The following is a 24,603-nucleotide window of genomic DNA, read 5'->3' as shown; positions in this document are numbered from 1 at the left end:
GGATCACCGCAGCTTGCGCACGCGTTCGGCGGGGCTGATCACGTCGGTGAGGCGGATGCCGAACTTCTCGTTGATCACCACCACCTCACCATGGGCGACGAGGGTACCGTTGACGAACACGTCCAGCGGTTCGCCGGCGGCGCGATCCAGCTCCACGACGGAGCCCTGGTTGAGCTGGAGCAGGTTGCGGATGCTGATCTTGGTGCGGCCCACTTCCATCGCCATGGTCACGGGCACGTCGAGGATGACGTCGAGGTTCACCTCGCCAAGGCCGGCGGCCTGGGCCATGACGGTGTCATTCTGGCCTTCGAGGAAGTCGGGGCTGGTCGGGTCGTTCATGTCCGTTCCGGAGGTTTGCCGAGGGGTCGTTGCCCTTGAAGCAAACGGCATGCCATGGTGTTCGGAACTGGATTTCCCCATCGATTCATAGGGTTGACGCGGACCGTGAAAACCCGCCTTCACGATCTCGCCGGAAAGCTGACGCTCGACGGCAGTTAGTCGCGGTGTCGGTCAGTTGACGGCCCGACGCGCATCGAACCCGTCGCACCGGCGCAGGCCGGTGCCTACGGCGGTGCGGTCGGCAGACACCGGGCCGGCCGTGAAGGCTCGGCTTCGCCCTCGCAAACGCCAGGGACCGAGGCACGGGAGCCGCCGCGCGCCGTCCTCGTCGCTAAGTCCTCGTCCGCCTTCGCTCCCTGCGGAAGCGCTCCGAGGACGGCACCCGACGACTCCCCTCCACGCCCGGAAGAAAAGCAAAACGCCACCGTCCCAGATCGTGACGACATGCCCTACCCCTCACGTCGTCCCTGCGAAAGCAGGGACCCAGCGCCTTGCGTGCGGGCAGGACAACCGCAACCGGAGGGGTGGGAGCGGACCCTGTCCGCGAACCCTCAGGACAACTATCGCGAAAGAGGCCTTGCGCTGATCTGGCGAGCGGTAAACAACCCGAAGATAGAAACTAAAGACCGGCACGGGCTAAGGCTCAAACGGATACTCGCCACCAGCGACTCGGGTGTGCTCGCCATCATGGCTCGACGAAGAACACGTAAGCAGATGGCGATGGCACCGCACCAGCGAGCCTGTCGCACCGGCGCCGACCGGTGCCATGGCGAGGCGCTCGGCAAACACTGGGCGCTCCCTGAAGGCTCGGCTTCGCCCTCGCACCTACGCCTTGGACCGAGGCAAAGGGAAAGCAAACGCACCGCGTCGTTGCCATGCATAGCGGCACCACCCACCCCTCACGTAGTCCCTGCGCATTGCGTCGCGATCAAGCGATGGCGCCAATTCAGCTTGCTCACACATCAGCCTTCAGGACCGACCACCCGACCTCGATATATGGACCCGTTGCACAAGACCAAGGCGCCGCCTTTTGTTAATTCTGAAGGGGCTGAGAGTGTTTTGAAATTCTGTAACCACCATTAATCTCTTTCGCTTTACCAGAATTATCAAATGTGGTTAACCCGCCGGAATCAACTCCTGATGAATAAAGACTTTTCACGCGCAGGCGCCCCCCTTGAGAAGCAAAAAAAGCTCCATTTTTTTCTTTTGTCCTCGGATCTATACACACCTTCATCAGTCCACATTCGCCCCATGCCTGATACGAAACATCATTCCCGGCAGGGCAATAGAAGTCAGCAGCTTCATCGATCGCTTTACGATCAGCTGCGCGGTCACACGCGATCGAAAGCACGGCACGAGGTATGACGAAAACCCAGATCACCGCAATACCAATCACAGACAGAGCAGCTACAAATAGTACTCGCGATCGCTTCATTTATATGGGTCCTGAAGGTAAGGGCTCGGAATCGGAGCCGGCTCTGGCTCGAACGGGTATTCACCACCGGAGTCTCGGAGAACGTCTCGAACAAACGTCTCGCAATCGTGGAATCCCGGCACCCAAAAGCCAAGGTCACGCCCTGGCGCTATCAACTTGTTTACCTTATCTTCGTCCGCACCAATAGCTTCCGCGCATTCACGGTCACCATTATCCGGTCTTCCACTATGGTCAACCGTCTGAACTCGCGCACCCAGCGGGTCGTATTGATTCCCTGTATTTGATCCCGCCGCGGGTGTACCCATACCTATTGACTGAGTATTGGTTGTGATCCAGTTATGCTTGATCGCACTCCCGAATGCACCGTTGAAGGCCGGATCGCGGCAGACCTTAACTACGAGGCCTGAAGGATCAGACAAACTTAGCGGGCGTGCACTTGCGTAGGAATAGGTGCTTACACCGCCCTTGAGTCCAATAGGATCGCTCTGAAGATACCGACCTGTCGCCGCATCAAAGCTACGATTGATGTTGTATTTCAGTCCAGCCTCCCCGTCAGCGTACTGGCCCGGCAGCCGGAGATTCAGCACGTAACCCGAGCTAGAAACCGGGCGACTCTCTCCGAACGGGTTGGTCGCATAAGGCCAACTCCAGACCACATCGCCAGTTGACGACGTGACGGCACGGGGCGAGCCCAGACCGTCTGCGGTGATGAAGCCAAGCGAGCTGCCATCGGCCACGGCGAGCGGGATACCTGCGACGGCAATGTAGTCGCGTCGTCCCGCATCTGAAGCCTCGAAAACCAGCTGACTCGCTTGATCGTAGACAAAGCGATTCGTCATCGACCCATAGCTCTTCGATACCCGCTCATTCATGGCGTTGTAGACGTAGGTACCCACGGTCGTGCCATTCCGCGTGACCGCATTCATCCGGTTGCGACCATTGTAGCTGTAGCCCCAAACCGTTCCAGCTGTCGAACTTCCCGTCGTATTGCCACTGGCATCATAGGTACGCGAGGCCGTACCCATCGACGTTAGCCAATGCGTCCCCGACTTATACGCATATGCCCCGGTATAAGAACCCGGCGCTGTCTTACTCAACCGATCTCCGGTCACGTTGTACGAGTAGGCCTCGACCGCCTTCCCCGCAGCATCATTGACAGCCGTGAGCCGATAAAGCGGATCATACAAATAACTCGCCGTACCGCCATTAGACTCGCTCACCCCGGTGATGTTGCCCATTTCGTCGAGCGAGAAATGCAGCTCGAGCGCCGGAGAAACGATGTCAGTGACCCGGTAATTGGCGTCATACGTCCGGATGACGGTCTGCCCGTTGCCGAGGGTATAGGACTGGATCGGGCCGAAGGGGAGCCAGGTGATGCTGCTGGCGACCGCCTGACTCGCGCCGCCGACCGGGGTGATGCTGACGCCGCTCACCTGCCCCAGCGCATCGTGCGCATAGGACACCACCGCTCCGCCCGGCCGGGTTTCCGTGGCAACCCGATCGCCGAGGGTGTAGGTATAGGTCAACGTATCCGTGACGCCACCTTGCGTCTGGCGCTTCTCGATGACGTTGCCTCGCGCGTCGTAGCAGTAGGTGGTGGTCACCGCCGTCTCGACGACCCGCGTGAGGTGACCGACCGGTGCCGATGCTGCGCAGCCCGTGATCGAGTTGGCTTCGTCGTAGTGATAGGCCACGTTGAGGGTGGCATCCGCATAGCTCGCGGTGATCACCCGGTTCAGTGCGTCGTAGGCATAGGTCGTCACAGTGCCTTTAGCGTCGGTCTTCGTGAGCCGATTGCCCGCCGCATCGACCGTGAACGTGGTGGTGCCGGTATCTGGACTGTGAATACCCGTCAGGTCACCCAGGCCGTTATGGTCGTAGACGGTATTCAGGCCAGACGGATCGCTGATGCCGGCAACCTTGTCGCTGGCGTCCAGCACCGATACGGTCTGGGCATTGGCCGTCCCCGTGTTCGTACCGTTGTAGTCATCGATGGTACTGACCAGACGACTCAGGGCGTCGTAGCCGTTCTTCTTTTGTACGCCCTTGGCATCCGAGGCGTGCTGAGGGTTGCCTTCGGCGTCGTAGCCGTCGGTGGTGTCGAACGACAGGACCGTACGGTTCAGGGCATCGCGCACCGACAGCAGTTGACCCAGGCTATTGAAGGAACGCGATACCGACTTGCGGACAGCGCCGGAAGCATCGAGGAATTCTTCCTTGGTGCGATTGCCACCGGCGTCGAGGGTGTACCGGATGCGGTTGCCTGCTCCATCCGTGACACCGACGAGACGACGAGCGTCATCGTACTGGAAGGTCATCATCACGCCGTCGGCATCCGTCGTGCTGACGAGATCGCCGACGTCGTTGTATCCGAACAGGCGGGTCGCATCACCGGCGGAAGGCGTTCCATCGGCCGAGGCCCTCACCGTCTGGGAAAGCACACGACCGAGTGCATCGTACGTGGCGTCATGGATGACGCCGTTGGTGTCGCTGAAGCGAGTGATGCGGCCATCCGCGTCATAACGCAGCATCGTGACCTTGTGGCCCAACGCATCCGTGGTCTGGTAAAGGTCGCCCTTCTTATGGCACGCGCCCGAGCTTGCGCAACCGGAATCGTCGGGCGTCATGTAATAGGCGTACGTGGTGACGTCCTGTACGTCGGTGCGTGCGCCATCTTCGGACTTCAGCAGGCCGACAAGGGGACAGGTGGTGGAGTCGACGGCCTCACAGTAGGTATCCACCACGCGGCGCACGCCCGCCGGTGTCGTGCCGCTGGCGGCGCAGGCATAGCTCGCCGACGAAGGATCGGCCAGGCAAGAGGCCACCGTCTGGCCTCGCGTGTTGTAGAGCCACGACTGCTTACGGACCAACGCGCCCGACGCATCCAGCAGGGAGCGGCCGGTGGGCAGGTGCAGCGTGGCGTCCCACGTCGTCTGCGTCGTGCGCTGGGCTGAAGTACCGGAGGCTTCCGTCCGCGATGTCTCGTTGAAACCACTGTCGTAGCCGATAATAGTGGTGCTGCCGTTGACCCTGGTGGCGGTGTCCGGATAACCGGATGCGTTGTAATGGAACGTGGAGTTGCCCGCCGGGCAGCCGACGGCCGGTTCGCCATCGATGGAGACCGGGCGCTTGGCGCCATGACTGATTTCGTACTGGTAGGTCACCTTGTTACCGAGCGGACCGGTGACCTCCACCGTGTTCGGGCCGGTGTAGCTGAACGAGGTGAGGCCTGCCGAGTCGGGCTGCGTGGCAGCGAGCGCCCTGCCCTGATCGTCATACGTCCACGAACCGAACTTGACGCCGGACTCGTTGAATTCCGAGGTCAGCCAGTGCGGGTTCCGCGCGTCCTCGTAGGCATACGTGCGGGTCTTCGACAGGTTGGGGCCACTATAGGCTACCGACGTGAGCATGCCGTCGGTGTTGTAGCCGTAGGTGACGGAATAGGCACCCGCGGTCATCGACTTGACGTTATGGTTCGCGTCTTCGATGAAGGTGAGTACCCGGCCCCTGGCGCCCGTCACGGTCACGAGCGTGTCACCCGATGCGCCGGAGGGCGTGTAGGTCAGGGTTCGCTTGAGACCGTCAGGGGTCTGCTCGCCACTGAGCCGCCCCTGATAGTCGAAGGTCAGAATCGTGTTGTCTTCCGATGTGTAAGTCCATTGGCTGTACTGGGTCGACAATCGTTCCTTGTGGCCTTCCGGAATGGAAGGCTGACCATTGACCATCGGATAGGCGGTGCCTTTTCCGTCGTCGAAGGTAACGACCGTGGTGATCGGATCGGAAAGAAGACGGGCCGAGTAGCTGTGACGCCACTTACCGTCTGTACTGTTGTAATAGCGGCGGAAGGCGAGTTCGCCATCGCCACCGACATAATCCGTCGTCTCTTCGTAGACGTTACCGCTTGGCGTGTTGACCGGATCACCACGACACGTCATTACCACGCCTGGGGCGGGATTCGATGGATCGCCCATCTCGTTCTGGTCTTGATCCTCGTCAGGTGCCTGGCACTTGCCGATGTCGGGATTGAAAGTTCCATCTTGCTTACAGTGCAACTCTTGGCGGGCGAGGGTGCCACCGTTCAACGGCCCACCCTGCTCAGCCCCGTAAAACACAGTTACGGGGCACAGGACGCTCTTGGCATTAGGAGCTCGCTTATCTACGTAGTCCTGCGGGGGCTGATAATCGCTTATCGGAATCTTCGTCGCCGCCGACCATTTAATCCAATACCCACTGTAAACCGCCTGACAAGCTGCATCTTCGGTAGGGTACTGACCACCAACGGCCCCGTTTGTGATGATCCAAAAGGCCTCATCGTCTCCGGCAGCCGCATACGCGCAGAGCGGAACCAATAGGAGAAGAAGCAGAAACAAGTGCTTCATAAATCGTCCTTGAGAAGGAAATTGGGAGGCAATAAGTACGCCGGTCATTTGAGCAACGGCAGTACTCGAAGTAGAACGCAGGCCCGCCATCGGAGGGCGGGCAATGTTCCTATGTTATGAAGGAAGTTGCCTACACATAATTGGCAAAAACCACTCATATATTGAGATCAAAAAGCGCAACAGAATCACCGTCCGCCATCAACCTTGTCCCATTGCACCCGCGCATGGGCTTGCATGGCGCATCGCATGCCTATGTCGGTCAGAACGTCGACCGCGCCAAGGGTAAGCATCAAGCGTCGGCGATCAAGAATGTCGGAGTCACCTACTATTTCGCCCAACAGTTCAGTTAGGGCCTTGGCGTACTGCAGCCATTCGGTGGCATCGTTGAGCAGTTCGTCGGTAGTAGCCTCGGCCATGAGACCAAAGCTTCCGTTGCCGAGTACCCAGGGTTCTTTGAGTTCGTCCATCACATTCTCCTTGAGAAAAAGGGTATGTCTTACCCAGTCATCCGCACGCCCTCCTACCCGTCGTTCCTGCGAAGGCAGGAATCCAGCATCTTGCGCCTCACGCCATCGACGAGCGAAAGACGCTGGGCCCCTGCCTGCGCAGGGGCGACGCGAGGGGATGCTGTCGAGGTGCGGCACGCCGTGTCACGGACGTGCCGCGGGTGGAGCCATCGCTCGAAGACGATGAGACTCGACGGCCTGCCCGTGTCCGGGCGCCGGGTGTTTGGGTTGGGAAGTGGGGTGCGGCGTCAGCCGGATTCAGGCCGAGCGCTGACGCGCCGGGTCGTACGGCTGAGAAAAGTCGCAGTGAACACGGCGGACGCCGCGGTTCGTCAACCGCGTCTGGAAGGAGGCCAGAGAGTCCGGTAACCGTCGAGGGTGTCGCCGCGGGGAAGCGGCGGGCGCTTGAATCGCGTACTATTTCGCATAGCCGAATCAACTCTTCTACAGTTGGTTTGGTCAGCAGGGCAGACGGTGTTCCACCACCTCTGCCCTGCGCTCTTCACCGCTTCGAGCGATGGTTGCCTGCGGCACCGTGTGAGTAGCAGCGCAGGCAACGAGGGGAACCCTATCAAATCGATGGCGGGTTGTCTGTAGGCGTGCCGATACCGTGATGCTTCTTCATCACGGGTGGTGTTTGCCATGGACGATTTGGCGAGATCGAATCGCTGACGATGTCGGATCGTATACGTCTCGCAATTTTGATACCCGTCTTCGTAACGATGGGCGCTTGCCGCAAGCTCCCATCGCGGACAGGGTCCGCTCCCACCCTTCGGTAGGAGGTTCACTGGATCGGTGTGAGGCTCGCGGTGCGTTGCTTTACATCGCCTACGGGAAGAATCGGTTTCTGACTACATCCATGCACCTCTATCGCTGGTCGAATATCGGCCCGATCGAGAGCAAGGAAGCATGTAGTGAAACCGGATAAACCATTCGCGGCCCTAGCCGCGACGCTCACATGGATATGGTTCACGGTGGCCAGGGAGGAAGCTGCAAAGGACAGCAATTCTTCGACAGGCGTAGTCATCATTTGCGCCATAGCGTGGTTGCTTTCCCTGGCGGCGGCTTGGAAATACCGGAATGCTCCTGAACGCGTCCGGGAAAACTTCGCCTGTCCGCTATGCGGAACGATTCCACCCGCTCAGGAGCGAAAAGACGACGAAACAGAGCTATCGAAAGCTTGCGATGCTCCCCAGGAAGCCTTGCGAACGAAGCGCGCCGCCTGGAAACTAATCGTTGAACGGGTGATGACCGCCCTGGCCGTCTTCGCCGCGCTGTTCTCCCTCGCCGTGACCATCCTCGCGGCGCAAGAGTGGTTGCCTGACTTACCGCTGCCCAGCGGTCTTGCCGTGCCACATCACGTATGGATGTTTCTGGTGGGTATCGCCCCGGTCTTCTCCGTGCTGGCGAAAAGTCGAATCGCCAAAGCGGTTAGTTTCATATATGCCAATGCGGCGATCGACATGATGATGCTTGGATGGGTTCTGCCAGAATGAGGCCTACCGAGGGGTGGGAGCGGACCGTGTCCGCGAACCCTCGCGGTGGCTAGGGCGAAAGAGGCCATGCGGTGATCTTGCGGGCGGTTGACAGCTCGCATGATCACCGCATGGCCTCCTTCGTGAGTAGGATGCGATGAGGGTTCGCGGACACGGTCCGCTCCCACCCCTCGGTAGGTAGACCTGGTTACGCGGGGTCGGCCACGGGCTCGACCGGCAAGGGCGCGGGGCGCTGCGCGTTACGGCGCATCAGCGACTCGAAGCGGATCGCCTTGTTGCCGTTCGAATTCGCCATGCGGCCGCGGAAGATCGGTACGTCCTCGGCGAAGACCGTGGTGAGGTCGGGCATGTTGATGGGAATCACGTCGCCCTTGCGCAGGTGCAGGAAGTCGCCGATGGTCAGGCGCGCCTCGGCGAGCATGGAGGTGACTTCCACCTCGGCGTCGAGGATTTCCTCGTGCAGGTTCTGGATCCAGCGCTCGTCACGCTCGGCGCGATCGCTCTGCACGCCCGCGTCGAGCAGTTCACGGATCGGCTCCACCATGGAATACGGCAGCGTGAGGTGCACTTCGCCGCCGCCGCCGTCGAGCTCGATGTGGAAGCGCGACACCACCACGGTTTCCGTGGGACTCACGATGTTGGCGAACTGCGGGTTGATTTCCGAGTTGAGGAAATCGAACTGCATCTTCAGCACCGGCGCCCAGGCCTCGGCCATGGCGCCGAAGGCTTCCTGGAGCACGATCTGTATCACCCGGTTTTCGGTGGGCGTGAAGTCGCGGCCCTCGATGCGCGCGTGGTAACGGCCGTCCCCGCCGAAGAAGTTGTCGATGACGGTGAAGACCAGGCGCGGCTCGAACACCATCAGCGCGGTACCGCGCAGGGGCTTGATGCGAATGAGGTTCAGGTTGCTCGGCACGGCCAGCGAGTGCACGTACTCGTTGAACTTGGTCATCCTCACGCCCAGCACCGACACTTCGCACGACTTGCGCAGCACGTTGAACAGGTTGGCGCGGAAGTAGCGCGCGAAACGGTCGTTGACCATTTCGAGCGTGGGCAGGCGGCCGCGGACGATACGGTCCTGCTGGGTGAAGTCGTAGTCGAGTATCGACCCGGGCGGTACCGGCTCGTCGATTTCGGTTTCGACCGAACCGCCTTCCACGCCCGCCAGCAGGGCGTCGATTTCTTCCTGGGTGAGGATGTCGCTCATCGCCCCTGGCTCACTGCATGATGAAGCTGGTGAAGAAGACCGCATCCACGCCCGGGCGGCCGATCTTGCCCTTCAGGATGCGCTGTACCTCGGCCAGGGCCGATGCCTGCAGCTTCTGCTTGCCCTTCACGTCGGACAACGTCTTCACGTCCTGCGCCGAAAACAGCATGAGCAGCGCGTTGCGGATTTCCGGATCGGCCTCGCGAACGGCGGCGATGGCTTCCGGGTCGTGCGACATGACGTTGACGCCGATCTGGAGGAAACGCAGCGCGGTGTCGTCCTGGAAATTCACGACGAAGGCCGGATCCATCTGCAGGTACAACGCCGGCTTGGCTTTCTCGGCCTCGGCCGCGCTTTCGGCGCCCTTGCCATGGCCGCCCTTCAACATGACGAACGCGCCCGCGCCACCGGCCGCCAGCACGACGACGGCGCCGATGATCAGGAGCTTGGCCTTGCCCTTCTTCTTGGGCGAGGGAGCGGCGTCGTCGGCGTTCTTGGGTGCAGCGGCCATGCGGGGAAAACCTCTTCGTTACGGATGCCGGTATTAAAGCAAGCGGCATGCCATGCATGCAGCGATAATTTTTTGACGCGCGCCGCCGCCTCGTCGCGGCGAGGCGGCCGGTCAGGCGACTTCGTCGAGCAGCCCGCGCGACACGCGCGACGTGGCCGCCACCGGCGCGCCGGCGATCGAATCGTCACCGCCCTGGGATTGCCCCCGCGCGGAGCCGCCGCCGTCGCCACCCTGCCCCGCCTGGCGCTGGCCGACGTTCGCCTGGCCCAGTTCGAGACCGTGATGCGCGAGCATGCTGTCGAGCTGCGACAGCGTCTGCTGCACGGCATGCACCGCCGCCGGATGCTGCGCCATGATGGCGACGTTGACCTTTCCGCCGTCGATGTTCACGCGCACGTCCATCGTGCCCAGCTCTTCGGGATGCAGCTTGATCTGTGCTTCCTTGAGCTGGCCGGCACCCATCCAGGCGATCTGCTCGCCCAGCTCCTGGGCGAACTGCGGCGAGGCGGCCGGATGCGTGGCCTGCAGTTGCGGCACGGCGACCACGTTCGGCGCGGGGTTATGCAGCAAGGGCATGGGCGATGCCTGCAACGGATCGGTCGACGAGCGCGCATCGCTCTTGTCGGGCGTGGCGTCGGCGGCCTGGGTGGCAAGCAACGAGGCAAAGACGGAAGCCGCCGCATTGGCATCCGGCGTCGTCGCGACGGCTGCGTTCGTGCCCGTTCCGAGCGAATCCACCAGCCCATCCTTGATGCCCGTCGCCGCCGACGCGGCATCGGCGCCGAGCGGAGGCAAGCCGCCCAGGCCCAGGGCCGCCGCCGTGGTGTCCGCGGCGTCGCCGACGGCATCGGCGGGGGCCGCCGGCACGGCCGGCGGCGCCTTGGGCGGCACGCCGATCAACGCCAGCATGGCGGTGGCGATGGAGGTGTCGCCGCCATCGGCCTTGTCGTCCTTGCCGGCGCCGTCGTCGTCCTTTGCGGCGTCGTCGTCGGCGGTCGCCGGGGCCTTGGCCTGCGTGGGCGTCGAGGCGTCGTGGTCGGGACCCTTGGCCTGGGTCGTGTCCTGCGACGGGGCCGCCTTGGGCTTCGGCGGCGGCGGCGGCGCCGCGTTCGGCTTGCCCGCGTCGACGTGCGCTGCCGCCATGGCGGCATCGAAACCGCGACCGGCCGGCGTACCGTCATTCGACGAAGCGGCAGGCGCATGACCCGTCGAAGGCGACGGTGCGGCGACGTTGAGGACGAGCGAGGCGTTGTTCATCGGGGAAATTCCTGGCGGTACGTGGGACCGTCGCATGATGCGTCAGTCCGCATTCCTGGGAGTGCGGCGGTACTGCGAACGCTCGTCGGCCTGTTCCTGCTCACGGCGGTCCTGCGACTTGCGTTCCTGTTCGCGATATTTGGTGGTGACCGAATCCAGCGCCTTCGCGCGGCCGCGCGCATCGCTCCAGGCCACGCGCGCGCGGTCGAGCGCCTGCTCGCGACGCTGCACCTCGCCCAACTGCTGCACGATGGCCATGTCGATCTTCTGCAGGAACTGCTGGCGGTTGAGCAGCGCGGCGACGCCGATGCCCGCGGGCATCTCGGCGTACTCGTTGCGGTAACGGCGAAGCTCGGCGAGCTGGTGCTCCGCGTCGGCGAGGGCGCGCTGGTGCGTGGCAAGCGCGCGGGTGGCATCCTCGGCCTTCTCGGCGGCGAGGTCCACCACCGGTTGCAGGCGATCGGCGCGCGAGGGCATCAGTCGGTCCTCGTCGTGGCGGCGAGGCCGGCGATCGCCTCGTCGATGGTCACGGGCTCGTCGGTTTCCTGCTGGAGGAAGGCCGACAGCTTCGGATACAGGGCGATGGCCTCGTCCGTGCGCGGATCGCTGCCACGCTGGTAGGCGCCCACGGCGATGAGGTCGCGCTGCTGGCGGTAAGCCGAATACACCTGGCGGAAACGCTGCGCCGAACGCATGTGCTCCTTGCTCACCACCGCCGGCATCACGCGGCTGATCGATGCCTCGATGTCGATGGCGGGGTAATGGCCCGCCTCGGCCATGTCGCGCGAGAGCACGATGTGGCCGTCGAGAATGGCGCGCGCCGAATCGGCGATGGGGTCGTGGCGATAATCGTCGCCCTCGGTCAGCACGGTGTAGAACGCGGTGATCGAACCGCGCCCCTCGGCATCGTTGCCCGCGCGCTCGACCAGGGCCGGCAGCATCGCGAACACCGACGGCGGATAGCCCTTGGTCGCGGGCGGCTCGCCGATCGCCAGGGCGATCTCGCGCTGCGCCTGCGCATAACGCGTGAGCGAATCCATGAGCAGCAGCACGCGCTTGCCCTCGTCACGGAAATGCTCGGCCACGGCGGTGGCCACCTGCGCGCCACGCAGGCGCGACAGCGGCGGCGCGTCGGCGGGGGCGGCGATCACCACGGCGCGACGGCGCCCCTCCTCGCCCAGCGTGTGGTCGACGAATTCCTTCACTTCGCGGCCGCGCTCGCCGATCAGGCCCACCACCACCACGTCGGCGTTGGTGAAGCGCGTCATCATGCCCATGAGCGTGGATTTGCCGACGCCCGAACCGGCGAACAGGCCGATGCGCTGGCCACGGCCCACGGTGAGCAGCGAATTGATGGCGCGCACGCCCGTGTCCAGCGGCGTGTCGATCGGCTGGCGCATCATCGGGTTGATCGGATCGCGACGCAACGGCGCGCGATCGCGCGCCAGCAAGGGTCCCTGCCCGTCCAGCGGCATGCCGTCCGGACCGATCACACGGCCCAGCAGCGAGTCGCCCACGGGGACGCCCGATACCGCGGCCACGGGGGTCACCCGCGCGTTCGGCAATACGCCATGCATTTCGCCGGTGGGCATGAGCAGCAGGCGGCCGTCGGAAAAACCGACCACCTCGGTTTCCAGTTGCTTGCCGTCCGCGGCGGCGACCATGCAGCGCGCGCCCACGGGCGCCTCGCAACCGACGGCCTCCAGCGTGAGTCCGACCACGCGGCGCAGCTTGCCCTCGGCCTGCAGCGGGCGCACGCGGGCGGCGTTGGCCGCTTGCGCCGACAGCGCCTCGCGCCAGTGCGCGTTGCGAGCGGCGAGGTGCGATTCGGCATTCACGGCGCGTCGTCCGCGACGGGTTCGCCGTCTTCGACCGGCGATACGAGCACGCTGTCGACCACGGCGGCCAGGCGCGTGCGCACGCGCGCGTCGAGGCGGGAGTGCTCGCTTTCCAGGCGCACGTCGCCACGCTCGAGCGCCGCGTCGTCGATCACCGTGCCTTCGTGATCGAGCGACGAGCGATGCTCGCGCACGATGGCGGCATCGGCGGGATGCAGGTGGATCTTCAGGTGGCGCGTGGCGGCGGGCAAGGCATCCACGGCCTGGCGCACCACCTCGACGATCTTCTCCGGGCGCGTGGCGATCTCGTAACCCAGCACCCGCTCGGCGATCACCGTCGCCAGCGCGGCGAGATCGGCCGCGACCTCGTGGTCCAGGTCGGCGAAGGGGCGCTGCATGGCCTCGATGAGCGCGTCGATGCGCGCGACCTGCGCGGTGAGTTCGCGCTTGGCCATGGCCCGGCCTTCGGCCAGTCCTGCGTTGAAACCCTCTTCACGGGCCTGGCGTTCGATCGCCTCGATCTCGGCCACGGTCGGACGCTGGGGGCCCTGGTCTTCCTGCTCGTCGTCGGCGGGCTGCGGCTCCGGGGCGCCCACCACGGGCAGCTCCCAGCGCTCGAAGCGTTCGACGCGTTCGCGGGAAAGGATGGACGTGAGGCTCATCAGACGAACTCGTCGCCGCCGCCGGCGAGATTGATCTGGCCGGCGTCAGCAAGACGGCGCGCGGTGGCAAGCACTTCCTTCTGCGCCGCGTCCACTTCGGACAGGCGGACCGGCCCCTTCACCTCGAGGTCGTCGCGCAGCATGTCGGCGGCACGCTTGGACATGTTGGCGAAGATCTTCTCGCGAATGGCCGCATCGGCGCCCTTGAGCGCGGTGATGAGGCGCGCCGACGGCACTTCGCGCAGCAGCGTCTGCATGCTGCGGTCGTCGATCTCGGCCAGGTCGTCGAACACGAACATGAGCTCTTCGATGCGCTCGCCCAGGGCCGAGTCGATGCCGCGGATCGTGCTCATCAGCTCGGCTTCCTTCGCGGTTTCCATGGCGTTGAGGATGTTCGCCGCGGCCTTGAGGCCGCCGACGGTGGCCGACTTCAGCTTGTTGGAATTGCCGGAGAACTGGCGCTCCATGATTTCGTCCAGCTCGTTGAGCGCATGCGGCTGCACGCCGTCGAGCGTCGCCACGCGCATCACCACGTCGCTGCGCGTGCGCGCCGGCAGATAGCCGATCACTTCGGCGGCCTGGTCGGGCTCGAGGTGTGCCAGCACCAGCGCGATGATCTGCGGATGCTCCTGGCCCACCATCTCGGCGATGGCGCGACTCTCCATCCACTTGAGCGATTCCAGGCCCTTGCTGCTGCGGCCCAGGAGGATGCGGTCGATAAGGCCGCCGGCCTTGTTCTCGCCCAGCGCGTTGACCAGGATGCGGCGGATGTACTCCTCCGTGCCGACGCCGATGGCGGTGTGCTGGCCGGCGTCTTCCTGCAACTGCGTGAGCACCAGTTCCACCTGCTCGCGCGAGACGCTTTTCAACGCCGCCATCGCCGTACCGACGGCCTGCACTTCACGCGCGCCGAGGTGCTTGAGGATCGAGGCCGCGTCGTCTTCGCCCAGGGTGAGCAGCAGCACGGCGGCTTTCTGCGCGCCGGTGAGGGCTTCTTTCATGTCAGTCGCCATCGGCGCCCACCCAGCTCTTCACGACTTGCGCGATCTGTTTCGGGTTTTCGGCGGCCATGCGCTTGGCGAGGCCCACCTTCTGTTCGTACGCGAGCAACTGCGGCGAGCCGATCTGCGGCTGCGCGGTGGCGGTGACGCGGTCGGGCGTCATGTCGTCGTCGTCCACCATCACCGACACCGTGGGCATCGGACCGGCCAGCGCGACGTTGTTCATCGCGATCGGCGCCGGTTTCAACAGGCCCTTGAGCATCGGACGCAACACGAAGAAGCCGACCACCAGGGCCACCATCACGCCCAGGCCCTGCTTGATGAGGTCGAGCATGCCGGGACGCTCCCAGAACGGCGTGCCCGTGGGCTCGACGTCGGCCACCGCGCCGCGGAACGGCTCGTTGATGACGCTGACGCTGTCGCCGCGCGAGGCGCTGAAGCCCACGGCGTTCTTGGTGAGGTCGGTGAGGCGGGTGAGTTCTTCCGGGGTGAAGGGCACGCTGCTCGGCTTGCCGTCCTTGCCGATCACCTGCTTGTTGTCGACTACCACGGCCACGGTGAGTCGCGCGACCTTGCCGGCCGGATCGGTCACGTGGCTGACGGTGCGATCCAGTTCGTAATTGCGCGTGGCGCTCTGCGAATTCTGCGTCGGCGTCTGCGCGGTCTGCTGCGTGGCGGCCTGCGCACCCGGCTTGGCCGCGTTGGCATTGCCCGGATTCGCGGCGGTGGCGTTGCCGCCGGTGTTCGGCGGCTGGTTGCTCAGCGCGCCGGGCACACCGCCCTGGTTGGCCGCGTCGGTGCGCGTTTCGCTGCTGGTCTGCTCGCTGCGCAGCGCGGGGTTGTCGTGGTTGAAGGTTTCGCTGGCCTTCTCGGTCTGCGAGAAGTCGAGATCGGCGAATACCTGCGCGCGCACCTTGCCCGCGCCCACCAGCGGCGTGAGGAGGTCTTCCACGCGCTGCGTATACGTGGCCTCGATGCGGTTGGAAAGACGCATGCGGCTGTCGCCGATGGCCATCGCGCTGTCCGGATCGCTCACGGTCAGCAGGTTGCCCGTCTGGTCGATGACGGATACCTGGCGCGTATCCAGGCCCGGCACGCTGGCGGCGATCAGGTGCACGATGGCGGCCACCTGGCCCTGGTCGAGCTGGCGGCCCGGATACAGCGTGACCACCACCGACGCGCTGGCCGGCTTGTTGTCGCGGATGAACGCCGACGGCTTGGGCATCGCCAGGTGCACGCGTGCCGCGCGCACCGACTGCAGGCCGGCGATCGTGGAGGAAAGATCGTTCTCCAGCATCGACTGGTAGCGCGCTCGCTCGGCCATGTCGCTCATGCCGAACGGCGAATCGGAAGCCGGGATGGTGTTGGCGGCGTTACCCTGCGGCAGGCCCTGTCCCGCCAGTTTCAGGCGCACGCCGGCCACGTCGGCGGCGGGCACGAAAATCGAGCTGCCGTCGGCGCTGAGCGTATAGGGCGTGTTGGCGCTCTGCAGGGCCTGGGTGACGGCGGCGGCGTCCTTTTGCTCGAGGCCGCCGTAGAGCAGGCCGTAGTTCGGCGCACGCGACCACATCACGGCGGCGATGCCGATGGCGACCGCGGCGGCGATGCCGGCCAGCATGAACAACTGTCGTGCCGCGGGCGTCTGCGCGAGGGACTTCAGCGAGTCCATGCGCGTTGCCGTGCCGCTTTCCGTGGTAGCTACGCCGTTATCGGCCATGGTTCGGGCTCAATCGATTCGTGGGGTCGATCAGATCGACATGTTCATGATGTCTTTGTACGCATCGACGAACTTGTTGCGTACTTCGGTCATGGCGCGAAAGCCGAGATCGGCTCGCTGGCCCTGGATCATCACCTGCGCGAGGTCGACCTGGGGGTCGCCGCGCTCGAACGCGCTGGAGAGTTTTTCCGCCTTGTCCTGCGCTTTCGCCACGCCGTCGATGGATTGCTTCAGCACGTCGCCGAAGCTGCCCTTGCCGACCGGCGTCGTTTCGTTGCCCAGGCCGCCGACGCCGCGGATCGCGGGCATCTCGGTCTGCGCGCTGATGCGGCGCATCTGGGACAGGAGGTTGTTGACGTCGATCGTGCTCATGACGGTTTTCCAACGCGGTATCGGACTTATGGCACTCGATGCACGAGGTGTGCCAACCGGGAAGGTCTTCGCGAATCCGTTCGCCGATACGATCGGCTCCCACCCCATCGGCGGAAGCGTGGCTACCGGAGGGGTGGGAGCGGACCGTGTCCGCGAATCCCGCGGAGCATCAACCCGCCTGCGCCGCCTCGGACAGACCGTACTTGCGCAGCTTCTCCACCAGCGTCGTACGCTGCACGCGCAGCAGCTTGGCCGCATGGGCCACCACGCCGTTGGCCGAGTCCAGCGCCTGGCGGATCAACCCGATCTCGATGCCGGCGAGGTGATCCTTCAGGTCGAGGCCGCCCTGCGGCAGCACCGAGGGATCGCCGTCGTTGGCGCCGAGGGCCGTGAAGCTTTCGGTCACTTCCGGCTCGGCTTCCATCATCGCGATGAGGGCGGCACCGGACACCTCTTCCAGCGGCGCGGCACCGCGGTATTTTTCCGGCAGGTCGGCGGCACGCACGTCACCGTGCGGCATGAGGATGGCCATGCGCTCGACGAGGTTCGACAGTTCACGCACGTTGCCCGGCCAGCCGTGGCGGCAAAGGGCGTTCATCGCGCCGGGCGAGAAGCGCACCGACGACAGGCCGCGCTGGACCAGGCGCTGGTTGAATTCACCGATGAGCGCCGGCAGGTCTTCCAGGCGCTGGCGCAGCGGCGGCATCTCCAGCGGAAACACCGACAGGCGGTAATAGAGGTCTTCGCGGAAGCCGCCACGCTCGATGGCTTCCTCGAGATTGCGATGGGTGGCCGCGATGATGCGCACGTCGCAGCGCTGCGGACGGTTGCCGCCCACGCGCTCGAAGACGCGCTCCTGCAGCACGCGCAGCAGCTTCACCTGCATCGGCAGGCTCATGTCGCCGATCTCGTCAAGGAACAGCGTGCCGCCCTCGGCCAGCTCGAATCGTCCCTTGCGGGTGCTGATGGCACCGGTGAAGGCGCCTTTCTCGTGGCCGAACAGTTCGCTTTCGAGCAGCTCCGCCGGGATCGCGCCGCAGTTGATCGCCACGAAGGGCTTGTCGCGGCGCGGCGAGCATTCGTGGATGGTGCGGGCGACCATTTCCTTGCCGCTGCCGGATTCGCCGAGCACCAGCACGCTGGAATCGAACGGAGCCACCTGGCGGATCAGGGCGTTGACCCGCTGCATCGGACCGGACTGGCCCACCATGCGCAGGCTCGCGGCCGGCGGCTGGATGCGCGACTGAAGGGCCCGCAGGGCCTCGGACAGGCGCTCGTAACGCAGCGGCACGTCCACCAGCTCGACGCTCTGGCTGCGCGAATCGTCGGAGAGCAGCGTCGCGGCCAGCGGCGAATCGGCGGCGACCAGCATGGGCAGGTCGCGCCCGCTGCGTCCGAGCAAGGCGACGTAGCTGTCGAGCTCCACCTCGTCTTCCGCGGTGCCGACGAAGATCCCCCGCCAACTCTCCGCCGCGTCCGCCGCCTGCAGGCCGCTGGCCAGCACGGGACGGTATCCGAGGAAGGCCAGCACCGACATGATGCCATCGGCACGGGCGCGATCGGATTCGACGACGAGAAAGTTGGACGACTTCATAGGGAACCTCACCGGGAATGGGATCGAAGTCCACATCGACTTCACGGGGAGGTATCAATCAAAGAGCATGCCAACGTCGGAATTCCGCCGCGTGACGACGTAAATTCACGTCGTGCCTCACACTTGGCGAACGTGACGGAAACCTTTTCGGCAGGTGTTGAAAGCGTGAAGGCGCGCGTCGGCGTCAATCCTGACGACACGCGTCACGAATGTGACGCTGGGTGCCATGCGACGTTTTCCCGTCGCGTGACGTAAAAGGTCACTAAGTGCCGGAGGCATTGGTACAGGCCGACCGAGGCACCCTCGATTCGCCGATACGATCGGCTCCCACCCCTTCGGGGGCCACGCTCCTACTGAAGGGGTGGGAGCCGATCGTATCGGCGAACCATCTTGCCTCAGCCCTCGGACGTGTCCGCTGGCCGCGCCTGCGCCCGGGCCTCGGCCACTTGCCGGCGATGCTGGCGGAATACCAGGCGCTCGATGCCGTCGCGCACTGGCTCGCTGAGCCCGTCGAAGCCGATGAACCCGCGGCCGTCGGACGGGCCCGGCAGGCGCACGCCCGGCAATTCGAGCGGCAGGGCCCGGCAGGCGTCGAAGTGCAGGCGGAGCATCACGTGCTGGCCGGCCGGCGGCAGGCCGTCCCAGGGCAACACGGCGCCCATGGCGTTGAAACGCAAGGCGATGCGTGGCGGCAGGCTGGCCTGCGGCAGGAGCAATCGGTTGACGATCTCCATCAGCACGTTGAGCTTGGCGTCGAGCCGGGTGATTTCCTGACTGAGGGGGCCGTCGTCTTCGGCCGTCGTCTCGCTGCGCCGCTCCATCAGGGCCGACACGGCCACCAGCACGCTGGCATTGCGGTCGTTGACGAGGGCCAACTCGCCCGCGTCGGGCCGTTCGCGCGCCTCGCACACGGCATGGAAACGAGCCTCCCATGCCACGCGATCGGAAAAAGCCGTCCAGCCTTCGTCGCTCATGGTGCCCTTCCCCGCCATCGGCTCGCTCAGAACGAACTATACGCGGCCACGGCGCGGCGCACGCGGCGGGCCTGCCCCAACTCCCGGGCGGTTTCGTCGCGTGCGGCGGACGCCAGGTCGGTGATCAGCTTGTCGAGCAGCATGATCGACTTCAGCGTCTCGAGCGTCTCGGGGGACTGGCGCATCGTGCCCGAGTGCAGCACGGGATCACGCTCGGCCTCGAGGGCGATCAGGTCATCCCAGCGCGATTCGCTGGCCGCCTCGTGCATGGATTCGGTCAGTTCCAGCACCCGGCCCACGTCGCACCAGACGAGGTCGTTCATGCACCGGCTCCCGGCACCTGGCGCGCCTCGACCGGAATGGCGACCCAGCTCTCGCGGATCTGGCCGAGCAGGCGGGTGACTTCGTCGAGGGCGTCGACGTCGTTGCGCAGGTTGGCATGCAGGAGGCGACGGCTCACGTAGTCGTAGAGGCTGTCGAGTTGCCCCACCAGGGGAGTATCGATGGCGGGGTTCAGCCCGCTTTGCAGGCCTCCCACGATTTCGATGGCCTTGGAGATGGCCTCGCCCTTGCCCGCGACGTTGCCGCCGAGCATGCAGCCCCGCGCGAAGCGGGTGCGCTCGAGGGCGCCGTCGAGCAGGAGGGTGACGAGGCCATGCGGGTCGGCCGTTTCCACGCCGCCCTGGGCATGGACCTGCTGGTAGGCGCCGACGCCGCGGGAGTAACCGTAAGACATGGGATGGGTATCCTCGGGATCAGGACTTGCTGTTGGCCAGCAGGTCGAACTGCTGCGACAGGAAGCTGGTGGTGCCGGCGAGCTTGGTCATCATCGCGTCCAACGCGGTGTACTGCTTGGTGAGCCGGTCGGTGTAGTCGTCCATCTGCTTGTCGAGCGCGTCCTGCTGGTCGTTCAGGTCCTTGGTGGTCTGGTTCAGGTTGTTCTTGCGCTGGGTGAGGATGCCGGTGGTCGACGTCCAGCTCGTGATGAGCTTGTCCAGCGTGGGCGCGATGCCGTCCGTGCCGCTGAGCAGGTCCTGCGTTTCCTTCGGATTGTCCGTCAGCGCCTTGGTGAGCTTGGTCGTGTCCAGCGCGAGCGTGCCGTCGGTCTGGAACGATACGCCGAGGTTGCTCAACGACGTCGGACCGGGCGCATTGCCCGTGAACTGCTTGCCTAGCAAGGTCGAGATCTGGCTCTTGATGGACGACACGGTGGCGTCGCCGATCAGGGCGCCGACCTGCTGGTTCGTCGGATCGTACTTCGTCAGCTGTTGATAGGTGCCGATGAAGCTGTTGTACGACGACACCAGGCTCTGCATGGCCGTGGTGACGGCCGACGTATCGTTGGTGATGTCGAGCTTGCTCTCGCCGATCTTGGTGAGCGTGAGGGTGACGCCGTCGATCGCTTTGGTGGCGACGTTGGTCGGGCTGCTCGCGGCGAGGCCGTCGATGGTGAATTCGGCATCCTGGCCGGCGACGGTGGGCACGTCGGTGGCCGGGTCGAAATCGAGCGCGGCGAGCTTGCCGTCGCCGCCGCTGCTGGTCACCGTGAAGGCGTTCGATGCGCCGGTGCTGCTCGAGGAGAGCACGAGATGCGCGCCGTCCTTGCCGGTGACGATGGCCGCGCTCACGCCGGGGTTGCTCGACGACTTGTTGATCATGTCGCGAACGGTTTCGAGCGTGTTGTTGGTGCTGTCGATGTCCAGCGACAGGGTCTTGTCGCCGACGGAAATCGTGAGGGTGCCGGTGCCGACCGTGGCCTTGCTGTCGGTGAAGGCGGACGAGGTGGTCTTCTGCGCCGAGGCCAGCTGCGTGATCTTGATGTCGTAGCTGCCCGGCTGGGCATCGGTGTCGGTGGTGGCGCCGAGCACGTCGTCGTCGCCGACGGACACCTTCTGGGTCTTGAACGCCGTGCCGTCGGTCAGCGACTTGATCGCGCTCTGCAACGCGGTGACCGACGAGGTGAAATTGCCGACCGCGGAGATCTGCGTGCTGTTCTGGCTGAGCTTGTCCGAGATCGCCTTGTCGGGAGCCGCGCGCTTGTTGGCGACGAGGTTCTTGACGATGGTCGGAACGTCGATCGAGCTCGAACCGAGGTTGACGGGACTGGTGGCCATGAGGTGCTCCTTGGGAAGACGCCTCACTGCCCGGGGCGCCAATTTGCCGACGGCGGCTTCGTTGCCGAAAGCCGCCGCAGACAACTAAGCAATTACCCTGCCAACCCCGGGGTTGCCCCCGGGGCGGTAGCGCTCGTCGATTAACCGAGGAGCTTGGTGACGATCTGCTGCGACTGGTTGGCGGTGGCGAGCACCGACACGCCGGCCTGCTGCAGGATCTGAGCCGAGGACATGTTCGCGGTTTCCTGGGCGAAGTCGGCGTCGGTGATGGCCGAGCGCGACGAGGTCAGGTTCTGCGAGATGTTCTGCAGGTTGGAGATGGTCGACTCGAAGCGGTTCTGGATCGCGCCGAGGTCCGAGCGGACGTCGGAGATCGACTGCAGGGCCGCGTCGACGCTGGCGATGGTCTGGTTGGCACCATCGACCGTCTTCACGCTGGAGTCGGCGAGGGTCTGGGTCGTGGAGACCGCCACCTTGCCGGCGGTGAGGCCGGCGGCCGTCAGGTCGGCGGTGGTGCCGCCCACGGTCACGTCGGACGCCGAGGCGTACTGCACCTGGCCGTTCTGGCCGACGTAGGCGTTGATACCGTCACCCGACTTGGCGTTGATCGCGTCGGCGAGGTCCTGGGCGCTCTTGTAGGTACCCTTCAGGCTGAACGCAGCGTTGTCGCCGACCTGCAGCGTGACGTCGCCGAGGGTGACCGGGGCGATGTCGCCCTTGTCGAGGCCGTTGACCGAGGTCAGCGTGCCCAGGTCGGCGGCGCCGGCACCCGTCACCGTGGGAGCCGTGGCAGCCTTGCCCGTGCCCGAGGAGGTCAGGACGAGGTTGCCGTTAGCGTCCTGCGACGCGGTGGCGCCCGCACCAGCGGCCGTCAGCGCCGTGTTCAACGCGGTAACGAAGCCGGCGGCGTTGGTCGTATTCGTGTTGAGCGTGACCGCCTTGCCGTTGACCGTCAGGTCGAAGTCATTGCCGCCGGAGAAGTCGAAGCTGGCCGGCAGGGCCGAACCGGTCGTCGTGCCGGCAGTGGCGGCGGCGGCCGGGGTGAAACCACCGATCGAGCCGCTGGCGAGCTGGCCGATCTGGTTGGCCTTCACGCCCTGGTTCAGGCCGACGGAGATCACTTCACCCACGTTGGCGCCGACCTGGAAGCTGAGGTTCTTCGACGAGCCGTCGAGCACCTTCATGCCGTTGAAGTTGGTCTGCGTGGCGATACGGGTCACTTCCGACAGGCGCTGCTGCACTTCGGCGTCGAGCGCCGCGCGGTCGCTGGCCGAGTTCGACGCGTTGGTCGACTGCACGGCGAGTTCGCGGATGCGCTGCAGGTTGTTGGTGACCTCGTCCAGGGCCGACTCGGTCGTCTGGGCCAGCGAGATACCGTCGTTGGCGTTGCGGACGGCCTGGTCCAGACCGTTGATCTGGGTGGTGAAGCGGGTGGAGATGGCGAGGCCGGCGGCGTCGTCCTTCGCGCTGTTGATGCGGTTGCCCGACGACAGGCGCTCGATGGCGGAAGACAGCTTGTTCTGCGACTTGCTCAGGTTGTTCTGGGCGGTCAGCGACGAGATGTTGGTGTTGATGGTCAGAGACATCGGATTGATCCTTTTTAAGCGGAACCGAATGGCCGGATAGGTGCGGCGTAGTCCGGCGGGGTTCCGTTAGGGAAGCCTTCCGCCTCAGAGAGGTTTACGGCACGCCGGGGAGAAACTTGAGAGGTTTTTTTGACGCGGGTGTGGGAGGAATGCCCTGCCCAGCCGCTGTCTTGGGGTGTATCGGCATGATCTCCTGCGGGTTTAGGGGATTTTTCGGGTCATTGGGTGGTATTGCGGCAAAAAGCGCGTAGGAGACCTTGATCGCAACCTCGGACGTCCGGCGCTGGGTTCCTGCGTTCGCAGGAACGACGGACTACAAGCTTTACTGCCCCCTTCCTAATCGCCTCACGTCGTTCCTGCGCACGCAGGAACCTAGCGCCGTGAACCCGTGCATGTCTGCACGTCACATCGGCTCTTACTTGAGATAGTTGAACAACGAAAGATTCTGCATCTTCACGTAAGCCTGCTGCGCGACATCCAAGGCCGACTGCTGTTGCGCGAACTTGCTCGTGGCGCTGGCGTAATCCAGCTCGGTCAGGTCCGACAGCGTGCTCTTGTATTGCAGGCTCGCGTCCGAACCGATGTCGGTCTGCTGGTCGAGCACGTTCATGCGCGCGCCGATCTGCGTGCGCGTATTGAGGAAGTTGCCCTGCACCTGGTCGAGGTTCATCAGCTGCGCGTTGAGCTGGTTGTTCATCGCGGCACCGCCGCCACCGCCAGCCTCCAGCGCGGTGATGATGTTGCCCACGCTGGAGAACACGTCCTGGTTGGACGATGGCGCCACCGTGAAGGTATCGCCCGTCGCCGGCGTGCCGGTGAGATTGAGCTGCGCGCCCTTGAACTGGATCGCGCCCGAGTCGCCCGTATAGGTGCCGGTGGACACCACCGGCGCCGTGGGATCCGTCAGGTCGTGGATCTCGTACGTCGTCGGCGAGGTGAACGTGACCCCATAGGTTCTGCCGTCCCACTGGCTCGCGTCGGTGACCGACGTGGTCTGCACCACCGCCGTGCCCGTGTTCGTCGTGCCGGCCGATGTCGTGAACGTGCCGTTGCCGCCCTTGATCGCCATGAACACGCTATCGCCGTCGTCGCCCGTGGCCACCTGCATGCCCGGCGCGGCCGCGACCATGCGCTGGTTCTGGTCGCCGCCGTACGTGACGCTCAAGTCGCTGACGGTGAACGGCTGCGTCGACGTGCGGCTGCCGGCGAAGATGTATTCGCCCTGCCCGTCGCGCGTGTTGGCGAGGCTCGCCAGCGCGCTCAGGTTCTGGCGGAGTTCCGCCGCGATCGACTTGCGCGACTCGTCGGTCTGCGTGCCGTTCATGCCTTCGAGCGTGAGCGTACGGATGCGATCGAGGATGTCGCCCGCCGACGAGAGCGACTGCTCTTCGGTCGCGAGACGATTGGAAGCCGACTGGATGTTGCGGGTGTACTGGTCGTTCTGCGCGCTGGCCGAACTGACGTCGACGGCGCGCGCGGCGGCGGCGGGATTGTCCGCCGGCGTCTGGATCGCCTTGCCGTTGCCGAGCGCGAGCTGGGTCTGCGACAGCTCGTACTGGCGATTGAGCATCGAGTTGACGGCCTGCTGCTGCCCCCAGGAAGTGGAAATTCGCAT

At 64.8% G+C, this 24,603-nt stretch carries 21 protein-coding genes; 1 reads left to right on the top strand and 20 read right to left on the bottom strand.

Annotated elements, in window-relative coordinates; all coding sequences use genetic code 11:
* Positions 1-3: 3 nt before the first annotated feature.
* The 4 genes from fliN to JNG39_RS01530 form a co-directional block, all read right to left on the bottom strand.
* On the bottom strand, positions 4-288 hold the full coding sequence (gene fliN / locus JNG39_RS01545; protein ID WP_368310792.1) for a flagellar motor switch protein FliN: 285 nt from the start codon (positions 286-288) through the stop codon (positions 4-6).
* A gap of 1,084 nt (positions 289-1,372) precedes the next feature.
* A complete protein-coding gene (locus JNG39_RS01540; RefSeq protein ID WP_368309263.1) occupies positions 1,373-1,774 on the bottom strand; it encodes a hypothetical protein in 402 nt (133 codons plus the stop codon).
* On the bottom strand, positions 1,771-6,153 hold the full coding sequence (locus JNG39_RS01535) for an RHS repeat-associated core domain-containing protein (protein WP_368309262.1): 4,383 nt from the start codon (positions 6,151-6,153) through the stop codon (positions 1,771-1,773). The genes JNG39_RS01540 and JNG39_RS01535 overlap by 4 nt, the downstream gene beginning before the upstream one ends.
* Positions 6,154-6,338: 185 nt before the next feature.
* Positions 6,339-6,620 (bottom strand): hypothetical protein, encoded by a 282-nt coding sequence (locus JNG39_RS01530; RefSeq protein WP_368309261.1) that lies wholly within the window; start codon positions 6,618-6,620, stop codon positions 6,339-6,341.
* Between the two features lie 953 nt (positions 6,621-7,573).
* On the opposite strand from JNG39_RS01530, the gene JNG39_RS01525 reads away from it, so the two are divergent.
* Entirely contained in the window at positions 7,574-8,155 is a 582-nt protein-coding gene (locus tag JNG39_RS01525; RefSeq protein ID WP_368309260.1) for a hypothetical protein, read from the top strand.
* Positions 8,156-8,342: 187 nt separating this feature from the next.
* Here JNG39_RS01525 and fliM read toward each other — a convergent pair whose 3' ends face one another.
* The 16 genes from fliM to flgL form a co-directional block, all read right to left on the bottom strand.
* Complete coding sequence (gene fliM, locus JNG39_RS01520) at positions 8,343-9,362, bottom strand: flagellar motor switch protein FliM (RefSeq protein ID WP_368309259.1); 1,020 nt, start codon at positions 9,360-9,362, stop codon at positions 8,343-8,345.
* Positions 9,363-9,372: 10 nt separating this feature from the next.
* Complete coding sequence (gene fliL, locus JNG39_RS01515; RefSeq protein WP_368309258.1) at positions 9,373-9,873, bottom strand: flagellar basal body-associated protein FliL; 501 nt, start codon at positions 9,871-9,873, stop codon at positions 9,373-9,375.
* A 111-nt stretch (positions 9,874-9,984) separates the two neighbouring features.
* Positions 9,985-11,130 carry a flagellar hook-length control protein FliK gene (locus JNG39_RS01510; protein WP_368309257.1) on the bottom strand — a complete coding sequence of 382 codons (1,146 nt, stop codon included), beginning with the start codon at positions 11,128-11,130 and terminating at the stop codon, positions 9,985-9,987.
* Positions 11,131-11,172: 42 nt separating this feature from the next.
* Entirely contained in the window at positions 11,173-11,607 is a 435-nt protein-coding gene (gene fliJ, locus JNG39_RS01505) for a flagellar export protein FliJ (RefSeq protein ID WP_368309256.1), read from the bottom strand.
* Positions 11,607-12,968 (bottom strand): flagellar protein export ATPase FliI, encoded by a 1,362-nt coding sequence (fliI, locus tag JNG39_RS01500; RefSeq protein WP_368309255.1) that lies wholly within the window; start codon positions 12,966-12,968, stop codon positions 11,607-11,609. The genes fliJ and fliI overlap by 1 nt, the downstream gene beginning before the upstream one ends.
* Positions 12,965-13,630: a flagellar assembly protein FliH gene (locus JNG39_RS01495; protein WP_368309253.1), complete on the bottom strand. Its 666-nt coding sequence runs from the start codon at positions 13,628-13,630 to the stop codon at positions 12,965-12,967. The genes fliI and JNG39_RS01495 overlap by 4 nt, the downstream gene beginning before the upstream one ends.
* On the bottom strand, positions 13,630-14,643 hold the full coding sequence (gene fliG / locus JNG39_RS01490; RefSeq protein ID WP_144911382.1) for a flagellar motor switch protein FliG: 1,014 nt from the start codon (positions 14,641-14,643) through the stop codon (positions 13,630-13,632). Before fliG ends, JNG39_RS01495 begins: the two co-directional genes overlap by 1 nt.
* The gene (gene fliF / locus JNG39_RS01485) at positions 14,633-16,300 is read right to left on the bottom strand and encodes a flagellar basal-body MS-ring/collar protein FliF (protein WP_368309252.1); all 1,668 of its coding nucleotides are present in this window, start codon (positions 16,298-16,300) and stop codon (positions 14,633-14,635) included. The genes fliG and fliF overlap by 11 nt, the downstream gene beginning before the upstream one ends.
* A gap of 78 nt (positions 16,301-16,378) precedes the next feature.
* On the bottom strand, positions 16,379-16,720 hold the full coding sequence (gene fliE, locus JNG39_RS01480; RefSeq protein ID WP_144911386.1) for a flagellar hook-basal body complex protein FliE: 342 nt from the start codon (positions 16,718-16,720) through the stop codon (positions 16,379-16,381).
* 169 nt (positions 16,721-16,889) lie between these two features.
* Positions 16,890-18,314 (bottom strand): sigma-54 dependent transcriptional regulator, encoded by a 1,425-nt coding sequence (locus JNG39_RS01475; protein WP_368309251.1) that lies wholly within the window; start codon positions 18,312-18,314, stop codon positions 16,890-16,892.
* Between the two features lie 395 nt (positions 18,315-18,709).
* Positions 18,710-19,288 (bottom strand): PilZ domain-containing protein, encoded by a 579-nt coding sequence (locus JNG39_RS01470; protein WP_368309250.1) that lies wholly within the window; start codon positions 19,286-19,288, stop codon positions 18,710-18,712.
* Between the two features lie 26 nt (positions 19,289-19,314).
* Positions 19,315-19,611 carry a flagellar protein FliT gene (locus JNG39_RS01465; protein WP_368309248.1) on the bottom strand — a complete coding sequence of 99 codons (297 nt, stop codon included), beginning with the start codon at positions 19,609-19,611 and terminating at the stop codon, positions 19,315-19,317.
* Positions 19,608-20,024, bottom strand: a complete 417-nt coding sequence (gene fliS / locus JNG39_RS01460; RefSeq protein WP_144911395.1) for a flagellar export chaperone FliS — start codon at positions 20,022-20,024, stop codon at positions 19,608-19,610. Before fliS ends, JNG39_RS01465 begins: the two co-directional genes overlap by 4 nt.
* A 19-nt stretch (positions 20,025-20,043) precedes the next feature.
* Entirely contained in the window at positions 20,044-21,402 is a 1,359-nt protein-coding gene (gene fliD / locus JNG39_RS01455; RefSeq protein WP_368309246.1) for a flagellar filament capping protein FliD, read from the bottom strand.
* Between the two features lie 140 nt (positions 21,403-21,542).
* Positions 21,543-22,988 carry a flagellin gene (locus JNG39_RS01450; protein ID WP_368309244.1) on the bottom strand — a complete coding sequence of 482 codons (1,446 nt, stop codon included), beginning with the start codon at positions 22,986-22,988 and terminating at the stop codon, positions 21,543-21,545.
* A 415-nt stretch (positions 22,989-23,403) separates the two neighbouring features.
* Complete coding sequence (flgL, locus tag JNG39_RS01445; protein WP_368309243.1) at positions 23,404-24,603, bottom strand: flagellar hook-associated protein FlgL; 1,200 nt, start codon at positions 24,601-24,603, stop codon at positions 23,404-23,406.

Source organism: Luteibacter sp. CQ10 (assembly GCF_040900725.1).
In the GTDB taxonomy this organism is placed as follows: domain Bacteria; phylum Pseudomonadota; class Gammaproteobacteria; order Xanthomonadales; family Rhodanobacteraceae; genus Luteibacter.
The sequence above is the reverse complement of the archived record's forward strand: the minus strand, read 5'-3'. Positions and strand labels throughout refer to the sequence as shown.

Excerpts from the sequence above, each read along its gene's own strand:
- flgL (WP_368309243.1), bottom strand. The coding sequence starts at position 24,603 with ATGCGAATTTCCACTTCCTGGGGGCAGCAGCAGGCCGTCAACTCGATG.
- JNG39_RS01450 (WP_368309244.1), bottom strand. The coding sequence starts at position 22,988 with ATGTCTCTGACCATCAACACCAACATCTCGTCGCTGACCGCCCAGAAC.
- JNG39_RS01535 (WP_368309262.1), bottom strand. The coding sequence starts at position 6,153 with ATGAAGCACTTGTTTCTGCTTCTTCTCCTATTGGTTCCGCTCTGCGCG.
- fliE (WP_144911386.1), bottom strand. The coding sequence starts at position 16,720 with ATGAGCACGATCGACGTCAACAACCTCCTGTCCCAGATGCGCCGCATC.
- JNG39_RS01470 (WP_368309250.1), bottom strand. The coding sequence starts at position 19,288 with ATGAGCGACGAAGGCTGGACGGCTTTTTCCGATCGCGTGGCATGGGAG.
- fliJ (WP_368309256.1), bottom strand. The coding sequence starts at position 11,607 with ATGCCCTCGCGCGCCGATCGCCTGCAACCGGTGGTGGACCTCGCCGCC.
- JNG39_RS01495 (WP_368309253.1), bottom strand. The coding sequence starts at position 13,630 with ATGAGCCTCACGTCCATCCTTTCCCGCGAACGCGTCGAACGCTTCGAG.
- fliD (WP_368309246.1), bottom strand. The coding sequence starts at position 21,402 with ATGGCCACCAGTCCCGTCAACCTCGGTTCGAGCTCGATCGACGTTCCG.
- JNG39_RS01475 (WP_368309251.1), bottom strand. The coding sequence starts at position 18,314 with ATGAAGTCGTCCAACTTTCTCGTCGTCGAATCCGATCGCGCCCGTGCC.
- fliS (WP_144911395.1), bottom strand. The coding sequence starts at position 20,024 with ATGTCTTACGGTTACTCCCGCGGCGTCGGCGCCTACCAGCAGGTCCAT.
- fliM (WP_368309259.1), bottom strand. The coding sequence starts at position 9,362 with ATGAGCGACATCCTCACCCAGGAAGAAATCGACGCCCTGCTGGCGGGC.
- JNG39_RS01465 (WP_368309248.1), bottom strand. The coding sequence starts at position 19,611 with ATGAACGACCTCGTCTGGTGCGACGTGGGCCGGGTGCTGGAACTGACC.
- JNG39_RS01540 (WP_368309263.1), bottom strand. The coding sequence starts at position 1,774 with ATGAAGCGATCGCGAGTACTATTTGTAGCTGCTCTGTCTGTGATTGGT.
- fliL (WP_368309258.1), bottom strand. The coding sequence starts at position 9,873 with ATGGCCGCTGCACCCAAGAACGCCGACGACGCCGCTCCCTCGCCCAAG.
- JNG39_RS01510 (WP_368309257.1), bottom strand. The coding sequence starts at position 11,130 with ATGAACAACGCCTCGCTCGTCCTCAACGTCGCCGCACCGTCGCCTTCG.
- fliG (WP_144911382.1), bottom strand. The coding sequence starts at position 14,643 with ATGGCGACTGACATGAAAGAAGCCCTCACCGGCGCGCAGAAAGCCGCC.
- fliN (WP_368310792.1), bottom strand. The coding sequence starts at position 288 with ATGGCCCAGGCCGCCGGCCTTGGCGAGGTGAACCTCGACGTCATCCTC.
- JNG39_RS01530 (WP_368309261.1), bottom strand. The coding sequence starts at position 6,620 with ATGGACGAACTCAAAGAACCCTGGGTACTCGGCAACGGAAGCTTTGGT.
- fliF (WP_368309252.1), bottom strand. The coding sequence starts at position 16,300 with ATGGACTCGCTGAAGTCCCTCGCGCAGACGCCCGCGGCACGACAGTTG.